General features: G+C 70.8%; 22 protein-coding genes. 14 read left to right on the forward strand and 8 right to left on the reverse strand.

Annotated elements, in window-relative coordinates; all coding sequences use genetic code 11:
* The first annotated feature begins 6 nt into the window (after positions 1-6).
* From VFK57_10620 to VFK57_10640, 5 genes are all read left to right on the forward strand, one after another.
* Positions 7-843 carry an alpha/beta fold hydrolase gene (locus tag VFK57_10620; protein HET7696151.1) on the forward strand — a complete coding sequence of 279 codons (837 nt, stop codon included), beginning with the start codon at positions 7-9 and terminating at the stop codon, positions 841-843.
* A complete protein-coding gene (gene ppc / locus VFK57_10625; GenBank protein ID HET7696152.1) occupies positions 840-3422 on the forward strand; it encodes a phosphoenolpyruvate carboxylase in 2583 nt (860 codons plus the stop codon). The genes VFK57_10620 and ppc overlap by 4 nt, the downstream gene beginning before the upstream one ends.
* A 6-nt stretch (positions 3423-3428) precedes the next feature.
* A complete protein-coding gene (gene arfB, locus VFK57_10630; protein ID HET7696153.1) occupies positions 3429-3851 on the forward strand; it encodes an alternative ribosome rescue aminoacyl-tRNA hydrolase ArfB in 423 nt (140 codons plus the stop codon).
* Between the two features lie 189 nt (positions 3852-4040).
* The gene (locus tag VFK57_10635) at positions 4041-4469 is read left to right on the forward strand and encodes a plastocyanin/azurin family copper-binding protein (GenBank protein HET7696154.1); all 429 of its coding nucleotides are present in this window, start codon (positions 4041-4043) and stop codon (positions 4467-4469) included.
* A gap of 295 nt (positions 4470-4764) precedes the next feature.
* Positions 4765-6213, forward strand: coding sequence for an aldehyde dehydrogenase family protein (locus VFK57_10640; protein ID HET7696155.1), 1449 nt, complete (start codon positions 4765-4767; stop codon positions 6211-6213).
* A gap of 10 nt (positions 6214-6223) precedes the next feature.
* Here VFK57_10640 and VFK57_10645 read toward each other — a convergent pair whose 3' ends face one another.
* From VFK57_10645 to VFK57_10655, 3 genes are read right to left on the reverse strand one after another with little or no spacing between them, the layout of a single operon-like run.
* Entirely contained in the window at positions 6224-6802 is a 579-nt protein-coding gene (locus tag VFK57_10645) for a DinB family protein (GenBank protein ID HET7696156.1), read from the reverse strand.
* 11 nt (positions 6803-6813) lie between these two features.
* On the reverse strand, positions 6814-7653 hold the full coding sequence (locus VFK57_10650; protein ID HET7696157.1) for a hypothetical protein: 840 nt from the start codon (positions 7651-7653) through the stop codon (positions 6814-6816).
* 42 nt (positions 7654-7695) lie between these two features.
* Positions 7696-8973: a M20/M25/M40 family metallo-hydrolase gene (locus VFK57_10655; protein ID HET7696158.1), complete on the reverse strand. Its 1278-nt coding sequence runs from the start codon at positions 8971-8973 to the stop codon at positions 7696-7698.
* A gap of 30 nt (positions 8974-9003) precedes the next feature.
* Here VFK57_10655 and VFK57_10660 point away from each other — a divergent pair, with 30 nt between their 5' ends.
* From VFK57_10660 to VFK57_10685, 6 genes are all read left to right on the forward strand, one after another.
* Positions 9004-9915 (forward strand): VWA domain-containing protein, encoded by a 912-nt coding sequence (locus tag VFK57_10660; GenBank protein ID HET7696159.1) that lies wholly within the window; start codon positions 9004-9006, stop codon positions 9913-9915.
* A gap of 82 nt (positions 9916-9997) precedes the next feature.
* Entirely contained in the window at positions 9998-11368 is a 1371-nt protein-coding gene (gene argG / locus VFK57_10665; GenBank protein HET7696160.1) for an argininosuccinate synthase, read from the forward strand.
* Between the two features lie 135 nt (positions 11369-11503).
* Positions 11504-12004, forward strand: a complete 501-nt coding sequence (locus VFK57_10670) for a hypothetical protein (GenBank protein ID HET7696161.1) — start codon at positions 11504-11506, stop codon at positions 12002-12004.
* On the forward strand, positions 12001-12639 hold the full coding sequence (locus VFK57_10675) for a hypothetical protein (GenBank protein HET7696162.1): 639 nt from the start codon (positions 12001-12003) through the stop codon (positions 12637-12639). The genes VFK57_10670 and VFK57_10675 overlap by 4 nt, the downstream gene beginning before the upstream one ends.
* 335 nt (positions 12640-12974) lie before the next feature.
* Entirely contained in the window at positions 12975-17165 is a 4191-nt protein-coding gene (locus VFK57_10680) for a DEAD/DEAH box helicase (protein HET7696163.1), read from the forward strand.
* Positions 17162-17587, forward strand: a complete 426-nt coding sequence (locus VFK57_10685; protein HET7696164.1) for a CBS domain-containing protein — start codon at positions 17162-17164, stop codon at positions 17585-17587. Before VFK57_10680 ends, VFK57_10685 begins: the two co-directional genes overlap by 4 nt.
* Before the next feature lie 39 nt (positions 17588-17626).
* On the opposite strand, the gene VFK57_10690 is transcribed toward VFK57_10685, so the two are convergent.
* The 3 genes from VFK57_10690 to VFK57_10700 are packed head-to-tail and all read right to left on the reverse strand — an operon-like array spanning position 17627 to position 20292.
* On the reverse strand, positions 17627-19225 hold the full coding sequence (locus tag VFK57_10690; GenBank protein ID HET7696165.1) for a hypothetical protein: 1599 nt from the start codon (positions 19223-19225) through the stop codon (positions 17627-17629).
* Between the two features lie 4 nt (positions 19226-19229).
* Entirely contained in the window at positions 19230-19838 is a 609-nt protein-coding gene (locus VFK57_10695) for a helix-hairpin-helix domain-containing protein (protein HET7696166.1), read from the reverse strand.
* A gap of 34 nt (positions 19839-19872) precedes the next feature.
* Entirely contained in the window at positions 19873-20292 is a 420-nt protein-coding gene (locus VFK57_10700; protein ID HET7696167.1) for a hypothetical protein, read from the reverse strand.
* 53 nt (positions 20293-20345) lie between these two features.
* Between VFK57_10700 and VFK57_10705 the strand changes: the two genes are divergently transcribed.
* On the forward strand, positions 20346-21248 hold the full coding sequence (locus VFK57_10705; protein ID HET7696168.1) for an NAD(P)-binding domain-containing protein: 903 nt from the start codon (positions 20346-20348) through the stop codon (positions 21246-21248).
* Here VFK57_10705 and VFK57_10710 read toward each other — a convergent pair.
* Positions 21205-22623, reverse strand: a complete 1419-nt coding sequence (locus tag VFK57_10710; GenBank protein ID HET7696169.1) for an AsmA-like C-terminal region-containing protein — start codon at positions 22621-22623, stop codon at positions 21205-21207. The two genes, VFK57_10705 and VFK57_10710, sit on opposite strands and share 44 nt — an antisense overlap.
* 52 nt (positions 22624-22675) lie before the next feature.
* A complete protein-coding gene (locus tag VFK57_10715; protein ID HET7696170.1) occupies positions 22676-23641 on the reverse strand; it encodes a threonine dehydratase in 966 nt (321 codons plus the stop codon).
* Positions 23642-23671: 30 nt separating this feature from the next.
* On the opposite strand from VFK57_10715, the gene VFK57_10720 reads away from it, so the two are divergent.
* Complete coding sequence (locus VFK57_10720) at positions 23672-24856, forward strand: hypothetical protein (protein ID HET7696171.1); 1185 nt, start codon at positions 23672-23674, stop codon at positions 24854-24856.
* Complete coding sequence (locus VFK57_10725) at positions 24853-26274, forward strand: M24 family metallopeptidase (protein HET7696172.1); 1422 nt, start codon at positions 24853-24855, stop codon at positions 26272-26274. Before VFK57_10720 ends, VFK57_10725 begins: the two co-directional genes overlap by 4 nt.

A 26274-nucleotide genomic window follows, 5' to 3' on the forward strand; every position in this document is an offset into this window, starting at 1 on the left:
GTCACGATGAAACGACTGCTGGCCGGCGCGGCATTCATCGCGATCGCGGCGTACGGCGGCGCGATCGCCTGGCTCGTCGCCAACGAGACGGCGCTGATCTTCGAGAACCGCCACGCGCTCGGCGATCTGCGGCCGGCGAAACCCTACGAGGAGATCGACGCGCCGGTCGAGGGTGCGCAGCAGTCCCGCGCGCGCGCCTGGTTGATGCCGGGCACCGGCGCCGCGCCGGCGGCGCCGTGGGTGATCTTCCTGCACGGCAACAGCGCCACCATCGCGAGCCGGATGAACATCCACCATTACGAGCGGCTGCGCGCGCTTGGCCTCAACGTGATGGCGCCCGAGTATCGCGGCTATGGCGGTCTCGGCGGCGAGCCGACCGAAGCGGGGCTGGCGGAGGACGCGCGCAACGCCTACGAACTGCTGCGGCGGCAGAAGAACGTCGCACCGGATCGCATCGTCATCTACGGCTGGTCCCTCGGGTCCGCCGTCGCCGTGACGCTGGCGTCGCAGGTCGACGAGGGGGCGGTGGTGCTCGAAGGGGCGCCGGCGTCGATCGTCGACATCGGGTCGCAGCGCTATCCGTTCTTTCCGATCCGCTGGCTGATTCGCAACCCGTTCGAGTCGATCGCCCGCATCGCCCGCGTCGGCTCGCCGCTGCTGTTCCTGCACAGCCCCGAAGACGGCATCATTCCGATCGCCGAGGGACGGCGGCTGTTCGACGCCGCGCCGCCGCCGAAGCAGTTCGTCGAGGTCGCCGGCGGTCACATCTACGCCAGCGAGAAGGATCCCCGGTTCTTCACCGCCGTCGGCGCCTTTCTCCGCGCGCACCGGTTGCTGCCGTGACGGCGGACGACCCGCACCGCGCGCTCCGCGACGACGTGTCGATGCTGGGCGGCATGCTCGGCGACACGCTGAAGGCGCGTGAAGGGGACGCCGTGTTCGAAACGGTGGAAGCGGTGCGGCGGCTGGCGAAGGCGGCGCGCCAGCGCGACGATCACGCGGTCGGCGCGCTCGAAGCGCCGCTCCACGCGCTGCCGCTCTCGATGGCGGTGCCGGTCGCCCGCGCGTTCGCGCACTTCCTCTCGCTCGCCAACATCGCCGAGCAGCACCACCGCGTGCGGCGCCGGCGCGACTACCTCCGCGATCCGCGCCAACCGGCGCAGCCCGCGTCGTTCGCCGACGCGTTCGCGCGCCTCCGCGCGTCGGGCATCCCCGCCGGCGCGCTCTACGACGCGATCACGTCGATGCGCGTCGAGCTCGTGCTCACGGCCCATCCGACGACGATCACGCGGCGCACGCTGGCGGCGCTGCACACGCGGATCGCCGACGCGCTGGCGCGGCAGGACCGGCCCGATCTCACGGTTCCCGAGCGGCAGGAGGTCGAGAACGATCTGCGCCGCGAGATCCTCGCGATGTGGGGCACGGAGGACCTCCGGGCGCGGCGTCCGACGCCGATGGAGGAGGTGCGGAGCGGGCTGTACATCTTCGAGCAGACGCTGTGGGAGGCGGTGCCGCGGTGCCTGCGCGCGCTCGACGCGGCGCTGCGCCAGGCCACCGGGCGCAGCCTGCCGCTCGACGCGGCGCCGTTGACGTTCGGCTCGTGGATCGGCGGCGATCGCGACGGCAATCCGTCGATCACCCCCGACGTCACCCGGCAGGCGTGCCGCAGCGCCCGCGAGATCACCCTGGGACTCTACGCGCGCGACCTGGACGCGCTGCACGCCGAACTGCCGGTCACCGACGCCTCGCCGGAGCTGCGCGCGCACGCCGGGGACGCGCGCGAACCGTATCGCGAGGTGCTGCGGACGCTGCGCGTCGCGCTGCGCGCCGCCAGAACCGGCGGGAGCGCCGAGATCGATCTGGCGGGGCCGCTGCTCCTCTGCCATCGCTCGCTCGTGGACACGGGACAGGAGGCGCTCGCCGCCGGGCGGCTCACCGACGTGCTGCGCCGCGTCAGCGCGTTCGGTCCGTCGATCGTGCGGCTCGACATCCGTCAGCACGCCGCCCGCCATGCCGCCGCGATCGACGCCATCGCGCGCGCCCGCGGCGACGGGCCGTACCGCGAGTGGCCCGAAGCCGGGCGGCAGCAGTATCTCAGGCGCGCGATCGACACGCGCATGCCGATCCCCGACGGCATCGGGGATGCGGAGGTGCGCGAGGTGCTGGCCACCTTCGCGGCGATCGCCGGGATTCCCGCCAGCTCGCTCGGCGCCTACATCGTCTCGATGACCGAAGCGCCGTCCGATCTGCTCGCGGTCGAATACCTGCAGGGCGCCTTTGGCGCCGCGCTCCCGGTCGTCCCCTTGTTCGAGGAGGTCGCCACGCTCGAACGCGCCGGCGAGACCATGCGCGAGGTGCTCGCCGGCCGGCGCGGCACGCAGCCGATCCAGGTGATGATCGGCTACTCGGACTCGGCCAAGGACGGCGGCCGTCTCGCCGCGAACTGGCAGTTGTACAAGGCGCAGGAGGGGGTGGTCGCGGCGGCGAACGAGGCGGGCGTCCCGCTGACGATCTTCCACGGCCGCGGCGGCAGCATCGGACGCGGCGGCGGACCGACGCGGCTGGCGATGGAGTCGCAGCCGCCCGGGTCGGTGAACGGCCGGCTGCGCGTGACGGTGCAGGGAGAAATGATCCAGGCGCAGTTCGGCCTGGCGGAGATCGCGCAGCGGACGCTCGAGGTCTACGCGACGTCGGCGCTCGAGGCGACGCTCGCGCCGCCGGCGCCGGTGCCGCCGGAATGGCGCGAGGCGATGCAACGGCTCGCCGATACCGCGCACGGCGTGTATCGCGAGGTGGTGTACGACGATCCGCGGTTCATCGACTATTTCCGCGCCGCCACACCGCAGCGCGAGGTCGGGCTGGCGCCGATCGGCAGCCGTCCGGCGCGGCGCGGCGGCGACGGGGGCGTCGAATCGCTCCGCGCGATTCCGTGGGTGTTCGCCTGGACGCAGACGCGCCTGCTGCTGCCCTCGTGGCTGGGCACCGGCGAGGCGCTGGACGCCGCGTTCGCGCGCGGCGAGCGCGAGCTGATCCGGCGCATGGCGCGCGAGTGGCCGTTCGCCCGCGCGACCCTTCGCCTGATCGAGACGGCGCTGGCGGAAGCCGAGCCGGCGATCGCGGAAGCGTACGACCGCCGGCTGGTGCCGGACGATCTGAAGCCGCTGGGGGAACGTCTCCGGCAGCGCCTGGAACTGGCGACCGGGCGCGTGCTCGAGGCGCTCGGCGCACGCGAGCTGCTCGAGAACAACCAGGTGCTGCGGCGATCCATCGAGGTGCGCAATCCGTACGTCGACCCGATCAACGTCGTGCAGATCGCGCTCCTCGCCCGTCTGCGCGGCAGCGACGTCGTCCGCCGCGAGCTGTGGGACGCGTTTCTGGTGACGGTGAACGGAATCGCCGCGGGGATGCGGAACGTGGGATGAACGCTGATGCCGCTTGAAATCACGCCGTCGTTTGCCGTCGCCGACGCCGAGATCGACGAACGCTTCGTCCGCGCCTCCGGGCCCGGCGGACAGAACGTGAACAAGGTCGCCACGGCGGTGCAGTTGCGCTACGACCTCGCGCGATCGTCGCTGCCGGCCGACGCCCGCCAGCGGCTGCGCGCGCTCGCCGGCAGCCGCGTCACCGACGACGACGTGCTCGTGATCGACGCGCGGGCGCACCGGACGCAGCTGCAGAACCGCGAGGACGCGCGCCGGCGGCTCTCGGATCTGATCCGCCGCGCGCTCGTCCGCCCGAAGAAGCGGCAGAAGACTCGTCCGTCACGGGCGGCGAAAGAGCGGCGGATCCAGTCGAAGAAGCGCCGGGGGGAAACCAAGCGCGGGCGCGGACGCCTCAGCGGCGACGAGTAGCCGACCGCGGCCGCTGTCGGCTCACCGCTCGCCGCCTGCCGCTCACCCCGGCTTCCGTGTTCCGTCGTGTTTTTCGCGGGTCGTAAAACGTCTCGCGTAAATCGCTGAAATCTCGCGCATTTTTCGCCGTCTTCTCCGGGCAGCCGCTTTGCTCTGGGTCGAGCGCCGGTTCCCTGGAGGATCACGTCGATGGAACGATCCCGAACGATGGCGTTCGTCTGTGCGGGCGCTCTCGCGGTTGCGAGCTGCGGCGGCGGTTCGCCGACCTCCCCCTCAAACCCGCCTCCCGGCGGCGGACCGTCGCAGCCGTCGACCGTCACCGTCACGATCACCGGCCAGGGCGGCCGGCTCGCGTTCTTCCCGAACCCCGCGACGGTCGCCGCCGGGCAGCTCGTCGTGTTCAAGAACAACGACGTCGTCGCGCATCGCGTGACGCTGGACGACTTCTCGGTGCAGACGCCCTTGATTCCGGCGGGAGGCACGAGCGCGCCGGTGGCGATGGGAGTGAATGGCTCGAAGACCTACCACTGCACGATCCACCCTGGGATGGTGGGCGGGTTCAATGGCGCGGAGGCCGAGCCGCCCCCGGGCTGCAACCAGGCCTACTGCGGCGGCTAGCGCGGCACGCGGCCGGCGGCGGCGTCTCTCTCGCGGGTCACCGCTCGCTGCCGTGGGTGTTGATTTCTTCGTATTCCACCCGGCCGCGCTCGGGGGAAACGGACGCGTCGGAATTCCGGCCACGTTCGCCGGGAGCTGGTTCGAAATTACCTGGCTCAGCACCAGCCTGACGCGGGTGGGTGTCCCTATCCGGCTGCATCGGCGCGGGTTTCCAGGTCTTTGTCGGCATCGGCTCCACCTCCGGCGGCCCGTGGTTGCAACCATGCTGCCGGACGCGCGGCGGTACAATCCGCCTATGGCTGAAGCACAGCTCACCGCCGCGCTCGGGGAGTACGGCGTCCTGATCGGCGGCGGCGCGAAACGCACCGGCGACACCCTCGAGGTGCGCAGCCCGTTCGATCGCACGCTGGTGGCGGTCGTGCACAACGCGCGCGGGCCCGAGATCGAGCAGGCGATCGCCAACGCGGCGAAGGGCTTCGCCGCGACGCGGACGCTGCCGTCGTGGAAGCGCTCCGCCATTCTCGATGCGGTCGCGGACGGCGTGGCCGCACGGCGGGAAGAGTTCGCGCGGACGATCGCGCTGGAGGCCGGCAAGCCGATCCGCACCGCGCGGCTCGAGGTCGATCGCGCGATCTTCGTGTTTCGCGTCGGGGCCGAGGAGGCGCGGCGGATCCACGGGGAGATCCTTCCCCTCGACTGGCTGCCCGGCACCGAGAACCGCGAGGCGCACATCCGCCGCGTGCCGCTCGGTCCAATCGCCGGCATCACGCCGTTCAACTTTCCGCTGCTGCTCGTCGCGCACAAGGCGGCGCCGGCGATGGCCGCGGGAGATCCGATCGTGCTCCGCCCCGGTCCGCGCACGCCGGTGTCGGCACTGAAGCTCGGACAGCTGATCCTCGATGCCGGCTGGCCCGCCGACGCGCTGGCCGTGTTCACGTGCAGCAACGAGGACACGGCGCGCCTGGTCGAGGACGAACGGATCAAGCTGCTCAGTTTCACCGGCAGCGCGGCGGTCGGCTGGCAGCTGAAGGCGCGCGCCGGCCGCAAACGGGTGACGCTGGAGCTCGGCGGCAACGCCGCGGTGATCGTCCATCGGGACGCCGACGTCGCGTATGCGGCCGAGCGCGTCGCGCTCGGCGGCTACAGCTACGCCGGGCAGTCGTGCATCTCGGCGCAGCGCATCTACGTCCACACCGCGGTGTACGACGCGTTCACGGCGGATCTCGTGCGGCGCGCGAACCAGCTCGTCGCCGGCGATCCGCTGCGCGAGGACGCCGACCTCGGTCCGGTCATCGACGCGGCTGCCGCCGACCGGATCGGCGCCTGGATCCAGGAAGCCACGGCGGCGGGCGCGCGGGTGCTCGCCGGCGGCACGCGGGACGGCGCCGTCTGGCGTCCCACCGTCATCGAGGGAGCGCCGCAGACGGCGCGCGTGAACTGCGCCGAAGTGTTCGCGCCCTTGGTGTCGCTGACGCGCTATGACGACGTGCACGCCGCGATCGCCGCGGCGAACGCCGGGGACTTCGGGCTCCAGGCGGGCATCTTCACGCACGACGATCGGATCATCACCGCCGCCATCGACGGCATCGACGCCGGCGGCATCATGATCAACGACACGTCGACCTTCCGTGTCGATCACATGCCGTACGGCGGCGTGAAGCAGTCGGGATTCGGCCGCGAAGGCGTGCGCTACGCCATCGAGGAGATGACCGAGCTGAAGCTGGTGGCGTTCAACCGCCGGTGATTCCCAACGCCTACTGCACCCGCGGCTGCGATGACGGCGGCACGAGATTGTTCAGCCGCATGTAGGTCGCGATGTTGCCGTAGTGCTCGTTGGTGTGGCTGGTGTTGTAGATCAGCGTGAAGAACTTGGAGCGCCGGCCGTTGGGGCCGTTGCGCTCGCCCATGTTGGCCTCGTTGACGTTGGCGAACGCCTTGGTGCAGCGCTCCACCGACGCCTTGAGCCCCTTCACCAGATCGCTCTTCGACAGCTTGTTGGCCGGCGAGTCCTGGCTGTCGGTCGGGTCGACGCGCGGCGGCGCCTGCGCCTCGCCGGCGAGCAGCCAGCACGACACGTTGTTGTCGTCGGTGATGTGGCCGATCAGGCGGGCCCACGAGCGCACGGCCGGCGTCGGCTGCCACGTCAACTTGTCCTCGGGAAACTGCTCCGCCGCCTTGACGATGTTGCTCTGGATCGTCGTGTAGGCGTTCTTCACTTCCGCCACGATGCCCGGCAGCGGCGCCGGCGGCTGCTGGGCCGCCGGCTGCTGGGCGCGAGCGGCGGCCGACAACGCCATGGCGGCCATGGCGACCAGGACGACGGTCTGCTTCATCTGTCGCTCCCCTACTGTTTGATGACCTGGTAGCCCTCGGGCACCTTGAACAGATCGTCGCTCAGCGCCTCGGTGGTGATCGAGTTCACCTTGTTCGTGACCTTCATCGCTCCCATCTGTTTCATCATGTCGGCGAACTGGCCGGTGCCCTCGATGTTGATCGTCATCTCGGTCAGATAGGTCAGGCCCTGCATCTCGGCCATCGCCTTCATCAGCTTTTCCATCCCGGGAATGCTGACGCCGGACGCGCTCATCGCCGCCGTCGCCATCTCGCCGGACGCGGCCGACTTCTGGAAGGCCATGTATTCCGACGCGCCGGGCACGTCCTTGGCGACCCATATCGACCCGTTCATCAGCATGGTGACGCCCTGCATCATCGCCGCCGCCTCCGGCGGCACCTGGCGTCCGGTCATCTCGCCCATGTTCATGCGCGAGGTGAACGTGTACTCGTCGCACTTGACGCCGTCGATCACCTGCGACTTCCCGGTCGGCGTCAGGCTCCCGTCGACCTTGGCCACGGGCACCGGCGGTGCGGCGGCGCCGCCCGCGGGAAGCGCCGGCGGCACGGCGGACACGACCGTGGCGGTTTTCTGATCCGGGCGCAGGATGATCATCTGCTTGGACGTCAGATCGAGGATCGTCACCATGGTGACGGGGCCGGTCTCGACGTCGGTGCGCAGCTTCAACCCCTTCAACCGCGATGTCAGCTTCGGCGACATGCCGCCGCCGGCCTGCGCCGCCATTGCCGCCATGCCTCCCTCGACCGTCGTCGTCTGGACGATGGTGACGTCGGCGCCGAGCGCCGCGGAGCACAGGAGCACGCCCAGGGTCGTCACGAGCCAGCGTTTCATTGGGCCTCCATTAGGGGAACCGCCAAAGCAACCGCGATCGTATCACCGCCCGCCCGCCACCGCGAGGACGAGCGCGAGCGCGCGCTGCACGTTGACGACGTTGGCGCGCGGTTCGACGTCCGTCCACTCGTCGAGGGAGTGCGTGCGATCGCCGGGGCCGCCGCGGCCGATCGTGATTGCCGGGATGCCGAGACTCATCGGGATGTTGGCGTCGGTGCTGCTGAAGGAATAGCGCGGCGTCAGGCCGAATGCCGCAATCGCGGCGGCCGCGGTCTGCACGATCGGCGCGGTGCGCGGAGTCTCGCCGCACGGCCGCTCGCCGATCACCTTCGGATCGGCGTGAATCGCCCCCTGCCTGGTCGAGCGCGCGGCGTTTTCCTCCGCCACCGCGTCGCGCACGACGGCGAGGAACTGGTCGTCCACCTTCTTCAGCTCCGCGCAGGATTCGGACCGCATGTCCACGTCCATGCTGACTTCGAAGGGAATCGAATTGACCGACGTGCCGCCGCGGACGACGCCGATGCTGTAGGTGGTGCGCGGGGCGGCCGGAACCTTGATCGCCGCGAAGCGCGCGATCGCGCCCGCCATGGCGTAGGCGGGGTTGACCAGACCGAACGCACTATAGCTGTGCCCGCCGGGTCCTTTGAAGGTCACGCGATACCGCTTGCTGCCGACCCCGCCGCTCGTGATGACGTTCGACTCGTTGCCGTCGATGACGAGCATCTGCCGGATGCGCTCCTTGTACTTGCCTTTGTGAAGGAGGAACTTGATGCCGCGGAGGTCCCCCTCCCCTTCCTCGCCGACGTTGCCGACGAAGAGGATGTCGTACTCGGTGCGGAACCTGCCCGCGTCGAGGGCGCGGACGATGGCGAGCAGGAGCGCGAGGCCGCGGGTGTCGTCGCCGACGCCCGGCGCGGACAGGCGCGTGCCTTCCCGCTTCACCCTGACGTCCGTTCCCTCGGGGAACACGGTGTCGAGATGCGCCGAGACGACGAGCAGGCCGGCAGTGCCCGCGCCGGCCCCGCGCCGAAGACCCATGACGTTCCCTTCGCCGTCCATCTCGACGTCGGCGAGGCCGTGCTGCTGGAGCATGGTCATGAACGCTTTCGCGCGGGCGGTTTCCTTGAACGGCGGCGCCGGGATCTCGGTCAACGCAATCAGCTCGCGGACGAACCGGTCCTGGTCCGATTCGATGAACGCGGTCGCGTGCTGGAACGACGGGGACGCGATGATCTCGCGCACCCGTGCCTCGGGCGTCTGTGCCGGGACGGCCGTGGGGGCGAGCAGGGCAAGGGCGAGCAGGGCGAGCCGGTGGCGCATCGGGTTTATCTTACCGGCTACACTGGCGGGATGAAGACGCTGCTCGCGGCGGGACTCGCGGCCGGCGCGGCCGTCCTGCTGGGCGCCCAGGAGCCGCGGCCGCGGCCGCTGCGCTCCAGCGTCGAGCTGACGGTCGTCACCGCCACGGTCCGCGACGCGGAGGGTCGACTGGCGCCGAACCTTCCCCGCGAGGCGTTCGAGATCTTCGAGGACGGCGCGCCGGTGCCGGTCGCGCAGTTCACGCACGAGCGCGTGCCGCTCGGGCTCGGGCTGCTGCTCGACGTCAGCGACAGCATGTTCGGCCGCAAGATCCGCGACGCGCAGGACGCGGTGGAGCGCTTCCTGCTGAAGCTGCTGGCGCCGGCCGACGCGTTCTTCGTGATGGCCTTCAACCATCAGCCGCGCCTGCTGTTCGGCTGGAAGGAATCGCCCGATGGCGTGCACGACGCGCTGGCGCGGCTGAAGCCGACGGGCAGCACCGCGATCTACGACGCGATCGCCGCGTCGATGCCGTTCATCGAGCATCGCCCGCGCGAGCGCGCCGCGCTGGTGCTGATCACCGACGGCGAGGACAGCGCCAGCGACGTCTCGCTGCACGATCTGCGTCCGGCGCTCCTGCGCAGCGACGCCTTCGTCTACGCCGTGGCCATCGACTCGCGCGAGACGCAGGCCATCGCCAACAAGCTCAACGTCGGCGCCCTGAACGAGATCACCAGCCAGAGCGGCGGGCGCACCGAAGTGGTCCGCTCGAGCGCCGATCTCGACGCCGCCACGGCGAGCATTGCCGACGAGCTGAACAACCAGTACGTGCTCGGCTACTCCTCGCCGACGCCCGGCGACGGGAAGTACCACAGCATCCGCGTGCGGGTGAAGCAGGAGGGGTATCGTGTCCGCGCGCGCAACGGCTACGTCGCCGTCCGTCGCGGCGTCAGCCCGCGCTGACCGGCAGGCACGGATCCGCGCGCGACGGCCCGGCGCGGCGTGGAAGTCGCGGCGCGCAGTCGTGGGATACTGACGCTCAGCCGTGAGCACCATTCTTCAGAAGCTTCCTGCCGGACAGAAAGTCGGGATCGCATTCTCCGGCGGCCTGGACACCAGCGCCGCGCTGCACTGGATGCGGGCGAAGGGGGCCATCCCTTACGCCTACACCGCGAACCTGGGTCAGCCGGACGAACCCGACTACGACGAGATTCCCCGCAAAGCGATGCAGTACGGCGCCGAGAAGGCCCGGCTGATCGACTGCCGCGCGCCGCTGGTCGCCGAAGGGATCGCCGCGCTCCAGTGCGGCGCCTTCCACATCTCCACCGCCGGCGTGCCGTACTTCAACACCACGCCGATCGGGCGCGCCGTCACCGGCACGATGCTGGTCGCCGCGATGCGCGAGGACGACGTCAACATCTGGGGGGACGGCAGCACGTTCAAGGGGAACGACATCGAGCGGTTCTACCGCTACGGCCTGCTGGCCAATCCGTCGCTGAAGATCTACAAGCCGTGGCTCGACCAGCAGTTCATCGACGAGCTCGGCGGCCGGGCGGAGATGTCCGCCTACATGACCGCGAACGGCTTCGGCTACAAGATGAGCGCCGAAAAGGCCTACTCCACCGATTCGAACATGCTCGGGGCGACGCACGAGGCGAAGGATCTCGAGCGGCTCGATACCGGCATCACCATCGTCGAGCCGATCATGGGGGCCGCCTTCTGGCGCGACGACGTCGCCGTCAAGCGCGAGGCGGTGGCGGTGCGGTTCGACGAGGGGCATCCGGTGGCGCTGAACGGGATCGAGTTCCGCGATGCGGTGCAGCTGCTGCTGGAGGCGAACCGCATCGGCGGCCGCCACGGGCTGGGGATGAGCGATCAGATCGAGAACCGCATCATCGAGGCGAAGAGCCGCGGCATCTACGAGGCGCCCGGCCTGGCGCTGCTGTTCATCGCCTACGAGCGCCTGATCACCGGCATCCACAACGAAGACACCATCGAGCAGTATCGCGATCAGGGGCGCCGGCTCGGGCGGCTGCTCTATCAGGGCCGCTGGTTCGATCCGCAGGCGATGATGCTGCGCGAGACGGCGCAGCGCTGGGTGGCGCGCGCGGTGACCGGCGAGGTGACGATCGAGCTGCGCCGCGGCAACGACTACTCGATTCTGAACACGGTTTCGCCGAACCTCACCTACAAGCCCGAACGGCTGACGATGGAGAAGGGGGCGTCGATGTTCACGCCGCAGGATCGCATCGGGCAGCTGACGATGCGCAACCTGGACATCACCGACACGCGCGAGAAGCTCTTCACCTACGTGAAGGCCGGCGTCCTGGCCCCGTGGACGGGCACGGCGCTGCCGGCCCTGAGCGGCGTCGAAGGCCCGCACCCGCCCGACCCCACCACCCCGGACGACGAATAACGGGGACAGTCCCCATTTCCCGAAAAAGGGGACAGTCCCCATTTCCGGAAACGGGGGCAGTCGCCGTTCGGAAAAGGGGACTGTCCCCGTTTCCAGAAATGGGGACTGTCCCCGTTTTTCCGTAAGATCGGGGCTGTGAAGGAGACGGCGATCCGTGGGGCGGGGCTGACGGCGGCGGTCGCGTACGCGGCCGCGATCGGCTGGCTGTACGCGACGCAGCCGCAGACGGTCGCGCAAGTCGCCGGAGGACTGACCGCGGCCATCGGCGCATACCGCGTCGACCAGCAGGCGTTCGACGACGGGCTGCGGTTCTTCCGCGCCGGTCAGTACCCGGAAGCGCGCGCCGCCTTCGGCCGCGCCGACGCCGCCGAGCGCGACGCGCGGACGCAGTTCTACATCGCCTACTCGTACTACCGACAGGGCTGGGGACGGGTGTACAACGACGACACGCTGTTCGCGCAGGGGCTGGCGCGCGTCGACAAGGCGATCGCGCTCGCACCCGGCGGGCGGCTCGTGATCGACGACCCGGACCTGCAGATGCGGTCGGCGGACGAGCTGCGGGCCGAACTGCAGCGCGGACTGACGCGCGACGCGTCGGACCTCAATCCGCTCCGGCTGTTCAAGGCGCGCAAATGACCCCGGTGCGCGAAGCGGTCGTCCTGCCGCTGCTGCTGTTGACGATCGCGCTGGCCGGAGGGCTGCGGCCCGGCGCGCGCGTCGAACTGGCGCCGCCGACGCTCTTCGCGCTGATGCTCGCGTCGCTGCTGCTGGCGGCGCTCGTGCGCAGCGGCGCGCTCGCCACCGATCGCCTGCTGCACGCGTCGCGCGGCGCGCTGGCCAACGCGAACGGCGCGGTGGTGCTGTTCGCGCTGTTCGCGGCCACCGCGCAGGTGCTGACGATGCTGACGCCGGGCAGCGGACTGCCGCTGCTCTTCGTCGACGTGTTCCTGTTCGTGCTGCTGCTGAACACGCTGGCCGCGGTGCCGGACCGCACGCGACTCCTGCGCAGCCTCGCCATCACGCTCGGCTCCGCGCTGGCGATCAAATTCATCGTCCTCGCGGCGGTGTCGGGCCCGGCCGACACCCGCCTCGCGCGCGTGGTCATGGCGCTGTTCGACGTCGCGACGTTCGGCGGCGTGGCGCAGGAGCCGCAGCCGGCCTCTGCCGGTTACCTCGCGTTCGCCACCGTCGCGGCGTACCTCGTCGCCGTCGCCCTGCTGCCGCACGCGCGCGTCCGGGTGGTCTATACGACCGAGCTTGCGCGAAGATGAGGTGAACGCGGCATCGCGAATGCAAACCGTACGGATATGGGGCGCGTGAAACGTACCAAGGATGGGGTCGAAGCCGTCGAACACGCGCTCCGCGGCGTGCACACGTCGGAAAATCACGAGCGAATCGTCAGTTTCGAGCGGCGCCCCGGTTTTCTCACCACGAGCTCGACGGTTGAAGTGGATGTCGTCGACGACTCACCCACGGAACGAGAAGTGATCGTTCGGCTCCCCCGAGGGACAGGCGGCGAGCGCGACTGACCTCGACGGTATCCCGATTTTCCCGCCCGACTGCGTTATCCTGAACGCTTCCCGCGCCGCTCGCGAGAGGCCTTCAGATGTCCTTCTCCCGCTTTCATCCGTTCGTGCAGCAGTGGTTCCGGACCGCCCTCGGCGAGCCGACGGCGGCGCAGTCGCGCGGCTGGGATGCCATCGCCGCCGGACGGCACACGCTCATTGCGGCGCCGACCGGGTCGGGCAAGACGCTCGCCGCCTTCCTCGCCGCCATCGACGACCTGACGCGCGAGGCGCTCGGCGGCGCGCTCCCCGACGAAGTCCGCGTCGTCTACGTGTCGCCACTGAAGGCGCTCAGCACCGACATCCACAAGAACCTCGCCGAGCCGCTGCGCGGCATCCAGGCACTGGCCGCGCGCGCCGGATCCCCGCCCCCCGCCATCACTGCGGCAGTGCGGACCGGCGACACCACCGCGGCGGAGCGCGCCGCCATGCTCCGGACGGCGCCGCACATCCTCGTCACCACACCGGAGTCGCTGTATCTGCTGCTGACGTCGGACCGCAGCCGCACGATGCTGCGGACGGCGAGGACGGTGATCGTCGACGAGATTCACGCGGTGATCGGCACGCGGCGCGGCGCGCACCTCGCCCTCTCGCTCGAACGCCTGCAGCAGGCCGCCGGGCGGCCGCTGCTCCGCGTCGGACTGTCGGCGACGCAGAAGCCGATCGAGGACGTCGCGCGGTTCCTGACCGGCGGCGCCCCGTGTGACATCGTGGACGCCGGCCATCGCCGCGCGATGGACCTGCGCATCGAGCTGCCGCGATCGCCGCTCGAAGCGGTGATGGCGCACGAGGTGTGGGAGGAGTACTACGATCGGCTCGCGGCGCTGATCCGCGAGCATCGCACGACGCTCGTCTTCGTCAACACGCGCCGGATGGCGGAGCGCGTCGCTCGCCACCTCACGGACCGGCTCGGCGCCGACGCCGTCACCGCGCATCACGGCAGCCTCGCCAGGGAGACCCGCCTCGACGCGGAGCACCGCTTGAAGACGGGGGCGCTCTCCGCGATCGTCGCGACGGCGTCGCTGGAGCTCGGCATCGACATCGGGCATGTCGACCTCGTCTGCCAGATCGGTTCGCCGCAGCGCATCGCCACGCTGCTGCAGCGCGTCGGCCGTTCCGGCCATACCATCGGCGGCACGCCAAAGGGACGGCTGTTCCCGACGACGCGCGACGACCTCGTCGAATGCGCCGCGCTGCTGCGCGCGATCCGGCGCGGCGAGCTGGACGCGATCGTGCCGCAGGATCGGGCGCTCGACGTGCTCGCCCAGCAGATCGTCGCCGAGTGCGCCAGCCGCGAGTATGCCGAGGACGAGCTGTTCGGGCTGGTGCGCCGGGCGTGGCCGTACCGAGACCTGCCGCGCACCGACTTCGACGCCGTGCTGAAGATGACGGCGGACGGATTCTCCACCCGGCGAGGGCGCCGCGCCGCGCTGGTGCACCGCGACGAGGTCAACGGCAGCGTCCGCGGCCGCCGCGGCTCGCGCCTGCTCGCGCTCACCTCCGGCGGCGCCATCCCCGAAGTGGCCGACTACCGCGTCGTCCTCGATCCCGGCGAGACGTTCGTCGGCACGCTGAACGAGGACTTCGCCATCGAGTCGCATGCCGGCGACATCTTCCAGCTGGGCAACGCCTCGTGGCGCATCCTGCAGGTCGCCGGCGGGACGGTCCGGGTCGCGGACGCGCACGGCATGCCGCCGACCATCCCGTTCTGGCTCGGCGAAGCGCCGGCGCGGAGCGACGAGCTGTCGCGCGCGGTGAGCGACCTGCGCGGCGACGTCGACCGGCACCTCGCGTCAGGCGCGGACGATCCGCTCTGCGGGCTGGACGAGTTGCGCGACGAGGCGATGGCCGTCGAGCAGGTGCGCGCCTACCTCGCCGAAGCGCGCCGCGTGCTCGGCGTGCTGCCGACGCAGGAGACGCTCGTCCTCGAGCGGTTCTTCGACGAGTCGGGCGGCATGCAGCTGGTGCTGCACGCCCCCTTCGGCAGCCGGATCAACAAGGCCTGGGCGCTCGCGCTGCGGAAGCGGTTCTGCCGCCAGTTCAACTTCGAGCTGCAGGCGGCGGCGACCGAAGACGCGCTGATGCTCTCGCTCGGACCGCTGCACTCGTTCCCGCTGTCGGACGTGTTCCGCTACCTGCATCCCGAGACGACGCGCGACGTGCTGGTCCAGGCGTTCCTCGACGCGCCGGTCTTCGAGACGCGCTGGCGCTGGAACGCGACGCTGTCGCTGGCGGTGCCGCGGCGCCGCGGGTCCCGCAAGGTGGCGCCGCAGGTGCAGCGCATGCTCGCCGAGGATCTGCTCGCGTCGGTCTTCCCGGACGCCGCCGCATGCCTCGAGAACATTCCAGGCGATCGCCAGATTCCGGATCATCCGCTGGTGACCCAGGCGGTGCGCGACTGCCTGGAAGAGGCGATGGACTTCGCAGGGCTGCGCGCCGTCCTGACCCGGATCCACGCCGGGGATCTCCGGCTCGTCGCGCGTGACACTCCGCAGCCGTCCGTGCTCGCCTACGAGATCCTCGACGCGCGTCCTTACGCGTTCCTGGACGATGCGCCGCTCGAGGAACGCCGCAGCCACGCCGTTCAGACCAGGCGCGGCGCGCAGACGGCCGACGATCTCGGCGCGCTCGATCCCGCGGCGATCGCGCGGGTGAGGGAAGAAGAGCGGCCGGATCCGCGCGACGCGGACGAGCTGCACGACGCCCTGATGACGGCGGGCGTCCTCACCGCGGCGGAGATCGGCGGACGCCAGGACCTCGTCGACGCGCTCCGGGGCACGCGTCGCGCGTCGATGACGCGCCTCGGCCTGGTGGCCGCCGAGCGATCGCCGGAACTGCGCGCCGTCCATCCGGACCTGCGGTTCGAGCCGGACGTGGCGCCGCCGCCGTCGCGCGCCCGCGTCTGGAGCCGCGAAGAAGCGCTCGTCGAGCTGTTTCGCGGACGCCTCACGGTCACCGGGCCGGCGACCGCCGAGGCGCTGGCGCGTGGGCTCGAGGTCTCACCGCGCGATGCAGACCTCGCGCTGCTGACGCTCGAAGGGGAGGGCGTGATTCTCCGCGGCCACTTCACGCCGGGCGCGGACCGGCGCGCTCTGGAATGGTGCGACCGCGCGCTGCTCGCGCGCATCCATCGCTATACCGTGTCGCGGCTGCGCGCCGAAATCGAGCCGGTCAGCCCCGCCGATTTCATGCGGTTCCTGTTCAAGTGGCAGCACGTCGATCCGGCGGACCGACTGACCGGACTCGACGGCCTGCGCGAAGCGGTCGCGATGCTCGACGGCTGCGAGCTGCCCGCCGCCGCGTGGGAGCGATCCATCCTGCCGGCGCGCGTCGACGGCTTCGACGGCGCGATGCTCGACATGCTCTGCCTCGCCGGCGAAGCCGCGTGGTGCCGCCTGTCGCCGCCGGCGGCCGAGATCACGGATCCGCCGCGCCTCGGTCCCGCGACGCCGGTCGCGATCTTCCTGCGCGAGCATGCGGATGCGTGGCTGGCCCTGCGCGAGTCCGCCGCCGCCCGCGAGGCCCGGCTCGACGACAATGCGCGACGCGTGCTCGATCGGCTGCGCGAGCGCGGCGCGTCGTTCTACGGCGACCTGCGCCAGGGCACCGGGCTGGACGACGACGCGGCGCGGAGCGCGGTGGGATCGCTGGTCGCAGCCGGTCTCGCGGCGTCGGACGGATTCTCCGGGCTGCGCGCGCTCCTCTGGAGCGCGCAGGGGCGTCCGGTCACCCTCGATCGCCGCGCCAGCTTCGCCGGCCGCTGGAGCGCGATCCCGACCGGTGTCTCCGCGGCTGCGTACGACGCCGCCGTCGAGACGCAGGCCTGGACGCTGCTCCGCCGCTACGGGGTGCTGTTCCGCCGGCTCCTCGCCCGCGAAGCCGCGGCGGCGCCGTGGCGCGATCTCGCGCGCGTCTGCCGCCGCCTCGAGGCGCGCGGCGAGATCCGCGGCGGCCGCTTCGTCTCGGGCATGTCGGGCGAGCAATTCGCGCTGCCGCGCGCGGTCGAACGGCTGCGCGAAGTGCGCCGCACGCCGCCGGCGGGCCGCTCGCTGACGATCAGCGCCGCCGACCCGCTCAACCTCGCCGGGATCGTCACCGCGGGCGAGCGCATCCGCGCCGCGGGACGCGCGACGATCGTCTACCGGGACGGCGTGCTGCAGCCCTCGGCTGAGCTCGCGCCGATGGGCATCGGGTATGCAGTTTCATCGGCCGAGGAGGCAAACAGCCGATGAAAGTGAAGGAAATCATGACGGCCGTTCCCGCGGTGTGCGGTCCCGATACGCCGCTCGAGGAAGTGGCGCGGACGATGGTCGGCCGCGACTGCGGCGCCATCCCGGTGGTCGGCCGCAGCGACGACCGCGTCGCCGGCATCATCACCGATCGCGACATCGTCGTCCGCGCGGTGGCGGAGGGGCGCAATCCGCTGACGCTGACCGCGTCGGCGTGCATGACCTCGCCGGTGTTCACGATCGGAGAGGATGCGAGCCTGGACGACTGCACCGACCTCATGGAGTCGAAGAAGGTGCGCCGCGTGCCGGTGGTCTCGGCGAACGGCGCGCTGGTCGGCATCGTCGCGCAGGCGGACGTGGCGCGGCACGCGTCGCGCAAGGATGCGGGCGAGCTGGTGCGCGACGTCTCCGCGCCGGGGCGCTAGCCTGGCGCGCGTCCGGCACGGAGCTGGCGCGGTTCGCGGTTAGCGCCGCCGAGAGGCGCGACGGGCCGATTCGAGTTCCGGACGGCCCGGCGCGTCGCCGCGCTCGCAGATCTTGAGGAGCTGCGCGTTCAATTTGCGCGCGAGCGCCGCATCGCCGCTCTGTGACGCCGCCGCCGCGGCGCCGGCGACGGCGCGGAAACGGTTCGGCTCCTTGACCATCACCTTCTGGAACTCCGCGAGCGCCTCCCTGGGCTGTTTCACCTGCAGCAGCATTTCCCCGAGCAGTTCGCGCGCCGGGGCGAGCGGGCCCGGTGTGACCGCCGCCTTCTCGGTCTTGTCTTCGCGATCCGCCGCCTCGCGCATCAGGGTCAGCGCCTCGCGTTCCTTCCCGTCCGCGAGCGCGAGCCAGGCGGATGCGCCGATCTTCTGAATCGTGACCTGTTCGCTCCAGTAGGTCTCCCGTTCCGCGTTCAGGCGATCCACCGCCTTCTGCAGTTCGTCCACCGCGGATCGCGCGCCGGCGGCGTCGCCGCTGCGCGACGCGCCGATCGCGCGGGCAAACCACGTCAGCGCGTCCGCGTAGGCGACGCGGGTCGCGTGCGGTTCGAGCCTGGCCGCCGCCGCCCAGTCGCCGCGTTCGAGCGCGTAGCGCGCGGGGATGGCGGCGAGGGCGTATGCGCCCGCGCTCGGCGGCGCGGCGCCCGCTCGCGTCTCGGCCTGACCGACCCGTCCGGCGGCGAGGTCGACCAGCTTGCGCGCTGCCGCATCCTGCCCGGTCTGCAGGTAAGCGTAGACCTGGTAATCGGTCGCGTGCATCTCTTCGTAGACGGAGTTCACCTTGCGGGCGGCGTCCGCCGACTGGATGTTCGTGTCGATCGAATCCTGCCAGTAGCCGAGCCGCGTGAACGTGTGCGACGGCATGTGCAGCGCGTGCGGCGCGTCGGGCGCGATTTTCGCGTAGCGCCGCGCCGCGGCGACAGCCTTCGGCGCGAGTGCCGGGACGTCGTAGCTGTGAATGATGTAGTGCGCCAGCCCGGGATGTTCGGGGTGCTCGCGCCACAGCTTCTCGAGCATCCCCCCCGCCTTGGTCTGATCGGCGTAGCTCTTGTCGGCGGGATCCGCGGCGCCGGCGATGGCGAGCGCGTAGAACGCGGTCGCTTCGATGTCGTTCGGGTACTTCGCGGCGAGCCGCGCCATCGCGTCGCGGTAGGCGCGGGTCCGGGTGCGCTGGTCGACCGTGTCGAAGCGGTCGTACAGCGGCGCCAGCGCGGCGATGTAGTCGCGCTCGCGCTCGGTCCTGGCGCCCGCCGCCGCGGCCTTCTCCAGCGTCGCCCGCGCCGCCTGCACCTGCGCGGCCGGCTTGATGCCGGCGGCGAACGGGTTCCCCCACTGCGCGAGGGCGGCGGCCCAGAAGGCGATTCCGCAGGAGGGATCCGTCTTCGTCACTTCCGTGAAGGCGTCGATGGCCGGCCCGAACTCGAACGAGTGCAGCTGCGCCATCCCGTGCGTGAAGGCCGACTGCACGCCGGGCGCGCAGGAGTTCTCGAATTTCACCGTGCCGAGATTGCCGCCGTGCTGATGCTCTTGCACCGGCAGGTGGACGGCGACGAGGATCGACAGCGCGATGGCGGCATGCATGGCGTCACTCCACGACGAAGAACCGCGCCTGACCGCGGCCCAGCGCCTTTTCGAGGTCGGCGGCGGACTTGTAGGGCCGCCCCTTCTTCAGCTTGTCGGCCCACGCCTGATTCGCGCCCGGGACCGTCAGCAGATCGGCATCGCTCGCGGTGTTGGCGTTCATCGGGATGAAGGTGTACTGCGCGAGCTTGCGCGCGTTCTCGGCGCCGCCGACGTACTTGCCGATCTCCTTGTCGAACTGCGCCCAGGAGCGCCAGGGGCGGTACTCGGCGAACTCACGCACCATGCGCCGTCCCGCGCCGGGGACGAGAAGAATCTCCTCCGGCGTCGCGGTGTTGAGATTGATGTGCACGAACGCTTTCGTGTACACCGCCATCGCCTGTTCGGCCGTCAGCCCCTGCGCGAGCAGCAGCGCATTCAGCTCGGTGATGCTGGCGAAGGGCCGCTTCGCCGCGATCGCCTTGGCGATCGCCGGCGTGACGCCTGGAATCGCCGCGAGCTCCGCTTCGCTGATCGAATTCGCGTCCTTCACGCCGAGCGAGGGGGCGACCTGCGCCGCGAGGCCAACCGCCGCGGCCGCGACCAGCATCCACACAGCAAGAAGCTTCTTCATAGATCGGGGCCTCCATCGCCCACCGTCGAATCGTTCATCGCTCTCTGTGCCTGTAAGTGTAAGCCAGCCCGACGAGCCCGAGCTGCAGCATGACCCCGGGCGCGAGCGCCGGCGGCACCGTCGCTTTGAGCGCGCGCCACACCAGCGCGCTGCCGGCGAGCGACGGGTCCCCTTCCTTCTGGAACTCGACGTTCGCATCGAAGTGGAAGTAGACCCCGGCCAGGCCGGCGGCGACGAACAGCACCATCAGGAGCCGGACCGCCGCCGCGCTCGGCGACGAACGGGTGAAGGCGTGCCAGCTCACGGCGGCGATGCCGCACGCGAGCAGGACGACGGGAATCAGCTGCAGCGCGTCCTCGACATGCCGCAGCAGCAGCAGTTCGGCGGTCGTTCCGCTCATGCCGATGAGCAGAACGGCCGCGAGCAGACGGCGCAGACCGCTCAGCGTGTCCATGCCGCGCAGCCCGCCCGGTTCGCGCGCGTGGCCATGAGTGTCAGAATACCCCAATGGCGGACGCCGTCGGATTCATCGGCCTGGGCGTCATGGGCAGACCCATGGCGCACAACCTGCTCAAACGCGGATTCCCGCTGGTGGTGCACAGCCGCAGTCCGGCGCCGGTCGACGAACTGGTCGAGGCGGGCGCCGCGCGGGCCGGCTCGCCGGCGGATGTCGCACGGCGCGCCACGCGCATCATCACGATGCTGCCCGACTCGCCCGACGTGGAGCTCGTGCTCGAAGGCCCGAACGGGATTCTCTCGGCCGTGCAGCCGGGCACGATCCTCATCGACAGCAGCAGCATCTCCCCCGCCGTGGCGCGGCGGCTCGCCGGGACGGCGGCCGAGCGCGGCGCGGTGATGCTGGATGCGCCGGTCAGCGGCGGAGAGATCGGCGCGATCGCCGGCACGCTGTCGATCATGGTCGGCGGCGACCCGGACGCCTTCCAGCTGGTGCGGCCGATTCTCGAAGCCATGGGCAACCCCGAGCGCATCGTCCGCATCGGCGACGCGGGCGCCGGGCAGATCTGCAAGGTGTGCAATCAGATGGTGATCGGCGGCACGCTCGCCGCCGTCAGCGAAGCGTTCGCGCTGGCGCAGAACGCCGGCGTCGACGCGGCGAAAGTGCGGGAGGCGCTGCTCGGCGGCTTCGCCGCCAGCCGCGTGCTGGACGTGCACGGCGAGCGCATCCTGACGCACAACTACAAGCCCGGGTTCCGCGCGCAGCTGTACGCGAAGGACTACCGCGTCGCGGCGGAGACGCTGGCCGCCACCGCCACTCCCGCCCCGATCGCGGCCGCGGTGCATCAACTCGTCACGGCGTTGATCGCGTCCGGACGCGGCGGGGACGACTACTCGGCGCTGGCGACGATCATCTTTGCGCTGGCGGGCCGCCCCCCTTCTTCTTCTTCTTGAACAGCCCGCCCAGGAAGTCGGTCGCGCGTCGCTTCAATTCGTTCGTCAGCGCGCGGCGTGTCGCGGCAGCCACGTCGATGAACACGGTCGGGCGGGTCAGCGTGCCGCCCACCGTCGCCGGCACCACGACGCGACCGTCTTCCTGCGCGTAGCGGCGGAGATCGGTGCCGGCCTGTGCGGTCAGCTCGCGCGAGAGCACGACGTCGACGCGCGCATCGACCGCGCCGCTCTCGACTGCCAGGCTGCCGCGCCCGCTCGCGTCGAAGTCGCGCGCGCGGAAACGCAGGTCGTCGCTGCGCAGCGTGCCGCGCGTCAGCGTGAAGTTTCCGGACAGGCGCTCGAACGAGGTGCCGGATCCCTGCGGCGCCGCACCCGACGGCTTGCCGAAGGCGAGCACCACGGTGCGCACGAGATCCAGGTGCGGCATCGTTCCGTCGACGAGCGTCGCCTGGATGGTGCCGTTGGCGGAACGCATCAAGGTCGCGCCGTCGGCGCCCGCGCCGGTCAGCGCCACGCGCGCGTCCAGACGCCCGGTCATCCCGCCGGCGGATCCCATCAGCCTGAGCAACTCGGCCGCGTCCACGTCGTCGAGCGTTCCGCTGAGATTCAGCAGCGGGGCGGCGCCGCGCGTGTCGGCGCGAATCGATCCCTCGAAGGTCCCGCCGAACAGGCCGAGCGTCAGCCGATCCAGGACGTAGCGCGAGGGGGCGGCGTCGATCGCCGTCGAGAGATTGCTGAACTCGTGGCCGGCAAAGCGCACGCGCGCGGCGGTCGTCTTCACGACGATGTGCATCGGCGCCGAGCGGGACGGCTGCGCGGGATTGCCGCCGCCGGACGAGGGCGGCGCGAGCGCCGTGCCGAGCGCGAACAGCTCGTTCAGGTCGAGGCGCTCCGCGGACACGTCGAAGGTGCCGTCGAGATTGGCGATGCTTTCCAGCACGCCGCGGCCGGTGATTGCGGACGTGGGCGTCTTGATCAGCAGCGAGTGGACGTCGAGCCTGTCGCCGAGCACGGCGGCCGAGAGATCGAACGTGAGCCCTGCCTGTGCTCCAACCGGCCGCCCCTCGGAGACCGCGATCTCGCGAATCTCGATCGTGTCGGCGAACAGCGCGCGAAGGCCGGTGAGGACCTTGATGCGGGCGAAATGGACGGCGCCCGGATCGCCGACGGTCACGTCGCCGAGGTCGACCGCCACGTCCGGGAACAGGGAGGCGCGCAGCGAGCCGATCCGCACCGGCTGCCCGAGACGCGCCGTGAGCTGTTGTTCGACCTGCGCCCGCACCGCGGCTGACGCGAGGATCCGGTCGGCCGCGAAGTACACCGCCAGGGCGCCGGCCAGCAGCACGGCCAGCGCCATCACCAGCCACTTTCGCATCGCCGCGATTGTAATCCCGCCGGAAGTACTTCACCGGAGCGCCGGCGGCGCCTCAGTCGAACACGGCCGCCGCCCCCAGCACCCCCGCGAAGGTGGACGCGTCCACGTTGGCGCCGGTCAGGACCACCGCCACTTCGCGTCCGCGCACGCGGTCCCGCTCCTGCAGCAGCGCCGCGACCGACGCGGCCGCGGCGCCTTCCGCGACGTTGTGCGTGTCGTCGTAAATCGCCCGCATCGCCGCCTCGATCTCGTCGTCCGTCACCTCGACCACGCGTTCGACGCCGGCGCGGATGATGTCGAGCGCCGCGGCGACCGGCGTCCGGCAGGCCATGCCGTCCGCGATGCGCGTCGCCGCCTCGTGCGAGACGAGTCGGCCCTGCGCGAGCGATCGCGCGTAGGCCGGGGCCGACGCGGCAACGACGCCGACGATCCGGGTCGCGCGCGACAGCGCGTCCCGCGCGGCGATCGCGCCGCAGATCCCCGATCCGAGCCCGATCGGCACGTACATCGTCTCGAGCGACGGCGCGGCGCGAAGAAGCTCGAGCGAATACGACGCCACTCCCGCGACCAGCCACTCGTGGAAGGACGGCACCATGTGCCAGCCGCGCGACTGCGCGATCCGCTCGGCCGCCTCCACCGACGCCTGGAAATCGCGCCCCTCGACGATCAGCTCCACCCCCAGCGCGCGCATCGCGGCATTCTTCCCCTCGCTGTTGCCGTGGGGCACGACGATCGCCGCGCGTATTCCGCGGCGGGCCGCGGCGAACCCGATCGACTGGCCATGGTTGCCGCGGGTGGCCGTCACCACACCGTTCACCGCCGCGCCGGACGCGAGCAGGCGGTTGAAGTAGACCAGCCCGCCGCGCACCTTGAACGCGCCGACCGGTGTCTGGTTCTCGTGCTTCACCCAGACCGCCGCGCCGGCGCGCTCGTCGAGGAGCGGCCATCGCTGCTGCGGCGTGGGGCGCATGCTGTCATAGACAATGGCCGCGGCGGATTCGAGATCGGTCAGGGTCATCACTCCATTACTTTCATATAGACTGCGCCGATGAAAAGAGTCCTTCTCGCCGGTGGCCTCGCGCTGGTCCCGCTCCTGCTGGCCCGCGCGGACCAGCGAGCCGGCGGCGGCGCGCAGTTCCCGGGAGGGACCAATCCGGACGGCTCGTTGCGGCCCGGCCCGCCGATCTCGCGCCTGTTTACGCAGGACGCCTACACCGAATACGCGCTGCTCGCGCCGGGCAGCGACGCGTTCCGCATCACCTTCCTGCCCGAGGAAAGCCGCGCCGGGGCGACCGAGCTGGTGAACGCGACCCGCGGCGGCAGCGAGGGGTCCGACATCGAGGTCTACGATCCGCGCACCGGAGCGCCATTGAAGTTCACGTACGCACAGTCGGCGACCGACCCTGACAGCCACGCCATCCGCGCCGCGCTGCCGCGCCCCGTGCCGGAAGGGGGCGTCGGCCGCGTGCTGATCTACAAGACCTACAAGGATCCGCGCACTTACATGATGAACGGCAAGGACATCGTCTGGGTGCGCAGCCTCTCGGGCTACCGGCTCGGCGTCATCCTGCCCAAAGGCTACGCCTTCACGTCCTCCAACGTCGCGGCGCACATGACGACGACCGCCGACGGACGATTGAAGCTGGCGTTCGCCAATCCGAGCGGACAGGCGAACCCGCTGACCATTCACGCGCATCCGACGACCGCCGCGTTCGCTCCGCCGGCGGCGAAGGTCGACGACGTGTTCTTCGACGACGTCAAGACGACCTACGACCTGGGCGATCCGGCGACGGGGCGCGTGACCGTCGAGCAGGTCTACAGCGACTACCGCAAGGGCGCGCGGGCGCGCCTCGATTCGCTGTCCTATCTGCCGCTGGACGGCGTCACGGTCGTCGATCTCGACACCGCGAAGCCGCTCGAGCCGGTCCGCGAGCGCGGCGGCACCTACGTGCCGCTCGACGTTCCCATCGTCGACGAGCGGCAGAGCGCGCATCTGAAGATTACCGGCACGATGAAGGCGAGCGGCTACACGCTGCTGCGCGACGGGCTCGTCTTCCATCGCGTGCTGAAGGGGCTGCGAAACACCGTGGTGCTGCCGGCCGGCTGGGAAGTCTCGTCCGTGTCGCAGGCGGCCACGATCGGGACCGATCGCACGGGGCGAGCGTTCGTGTCGCTGATCAACCTGAACGCGGAGAACAGCTACCGCGTGGCGATCAGAGGAGTGAAGAGATGAGAGGGTTCCGGGTGCTCGCGCTGATCGTGATGCTCGCGGCGCCGGGCGCGGCGCAGGCGCCGGAGCCGCCGCTCGACAGGCCCCGGCCGTTCGGCACGCTGCGCGAGCAGGCGGAGATGCAGCAGCGGTGGCTGAAGCAGCGCCTGGACACGATCCTGCCGCCGCTGATGCGCCGGCACGGCATCGACATGTGGGTCGTGCCGATGCGCGAATACAACGAAGACCCGGTGTTCACGGCGATCACCGCGCCGGAGACGTTCGCCGCGCGGCGGCGGACGATCTACGTCTTCTTCGACAAGTGCGCGGTGCACGAGGACCCGGGTTCGGCGGCGGCGGCTGCGCCGCCGTCCGCCGCCTGCGTGGAGCGCATCGCGCTGGGAGGGACGTCGCAGGGAGGCGTGTTCGACGCCCGCCGATCGTCGCAGGCGGCGGCCGGCAACGTGGGCCGCGGCCAGCAGGCGGAGCTGTGGGGCGACGAGCAGTGGCAGGCCCTCAAGACGGTGATCGAGGAGCGGAAGCCGCGGACGATCGGCATCAATCGATCGACGGTGTTCGCCTTCTCGGATGGCTTGTCGAGCGGCGAGCTCAAAGGCATGTCGGCGGCGCTCGGGGAGGCGTGGACGTCCCGCTTCAAGGACGCCGAGCTGCTGCCGCTCGAATTGATCGCGGCGCGGCTGCCCGACGAGGAGGTCTTCTTCCGCCGCATGCAGGAGCTGGTCTGGTCGATGACGCAGACGATGTTCTCGAGCGCGACGATCACGCCGGGCAGGACGCGCACGAGCGATCTGGTGTGGTGGTGGCGGCAGCGCGTGAACGATCAAGGGCTGGGCACGTGGTTCCAGCCGAGCGTGTCGGTGCAGCGCCGCGGCCGGACGGAAGCGGAGATCGGGGCCGATCCGATCATCCAGCGCGGCGACGTGCTGCACTGCGACGTCGGCATCACGGCGGCGCGGCTGAACACCGACACCCAGCACAACGCCTACGTGCTGCGGCCGGGAGAAACCGACGCCCCCGACGGCCTGCGGCGCGCGCTCGCCAGCGCCAACGCGCTGCAGGACATCGTCATGGAGGAGATCAGGCCGGGACGAAGCGGCAACGAGATCCTCCGCGCGTCGCTCGAGCGGATGAAGGCACAGGGGATCGACGGCACGGTGTACTCACACCCGATCGGGCTGCACGGGCATGGTGCCGGACCGTTGATTGGCTTGTGGGACTATCAGACGGGCGTGCCGGGACGCGGCGACGCGCCGGTCAGACCCGGAATGTGGTACTCCATCGAGCTGCAGGCGACGACACCCGTAGCCGAGTGGGGAAATCAGCCGGTGAGGATGGCGCAGGAAGAAGACGCCATCGTCGACGCCGACGGAAAGATCCGCTGGGCGCTGCGCCGCCAGGATCGCCTGTTCCTCGTGCGGTGA

The sequence above is a fragment of the Vicinamibacterales bacterium genome (assembly GCA_035699745.1).
Lineage (GTDB): Bacteria > Acidobacteriota > Vicinamibacteria > Vicinamibacterales > 2-12-FULL-66-21 > JAICSD01.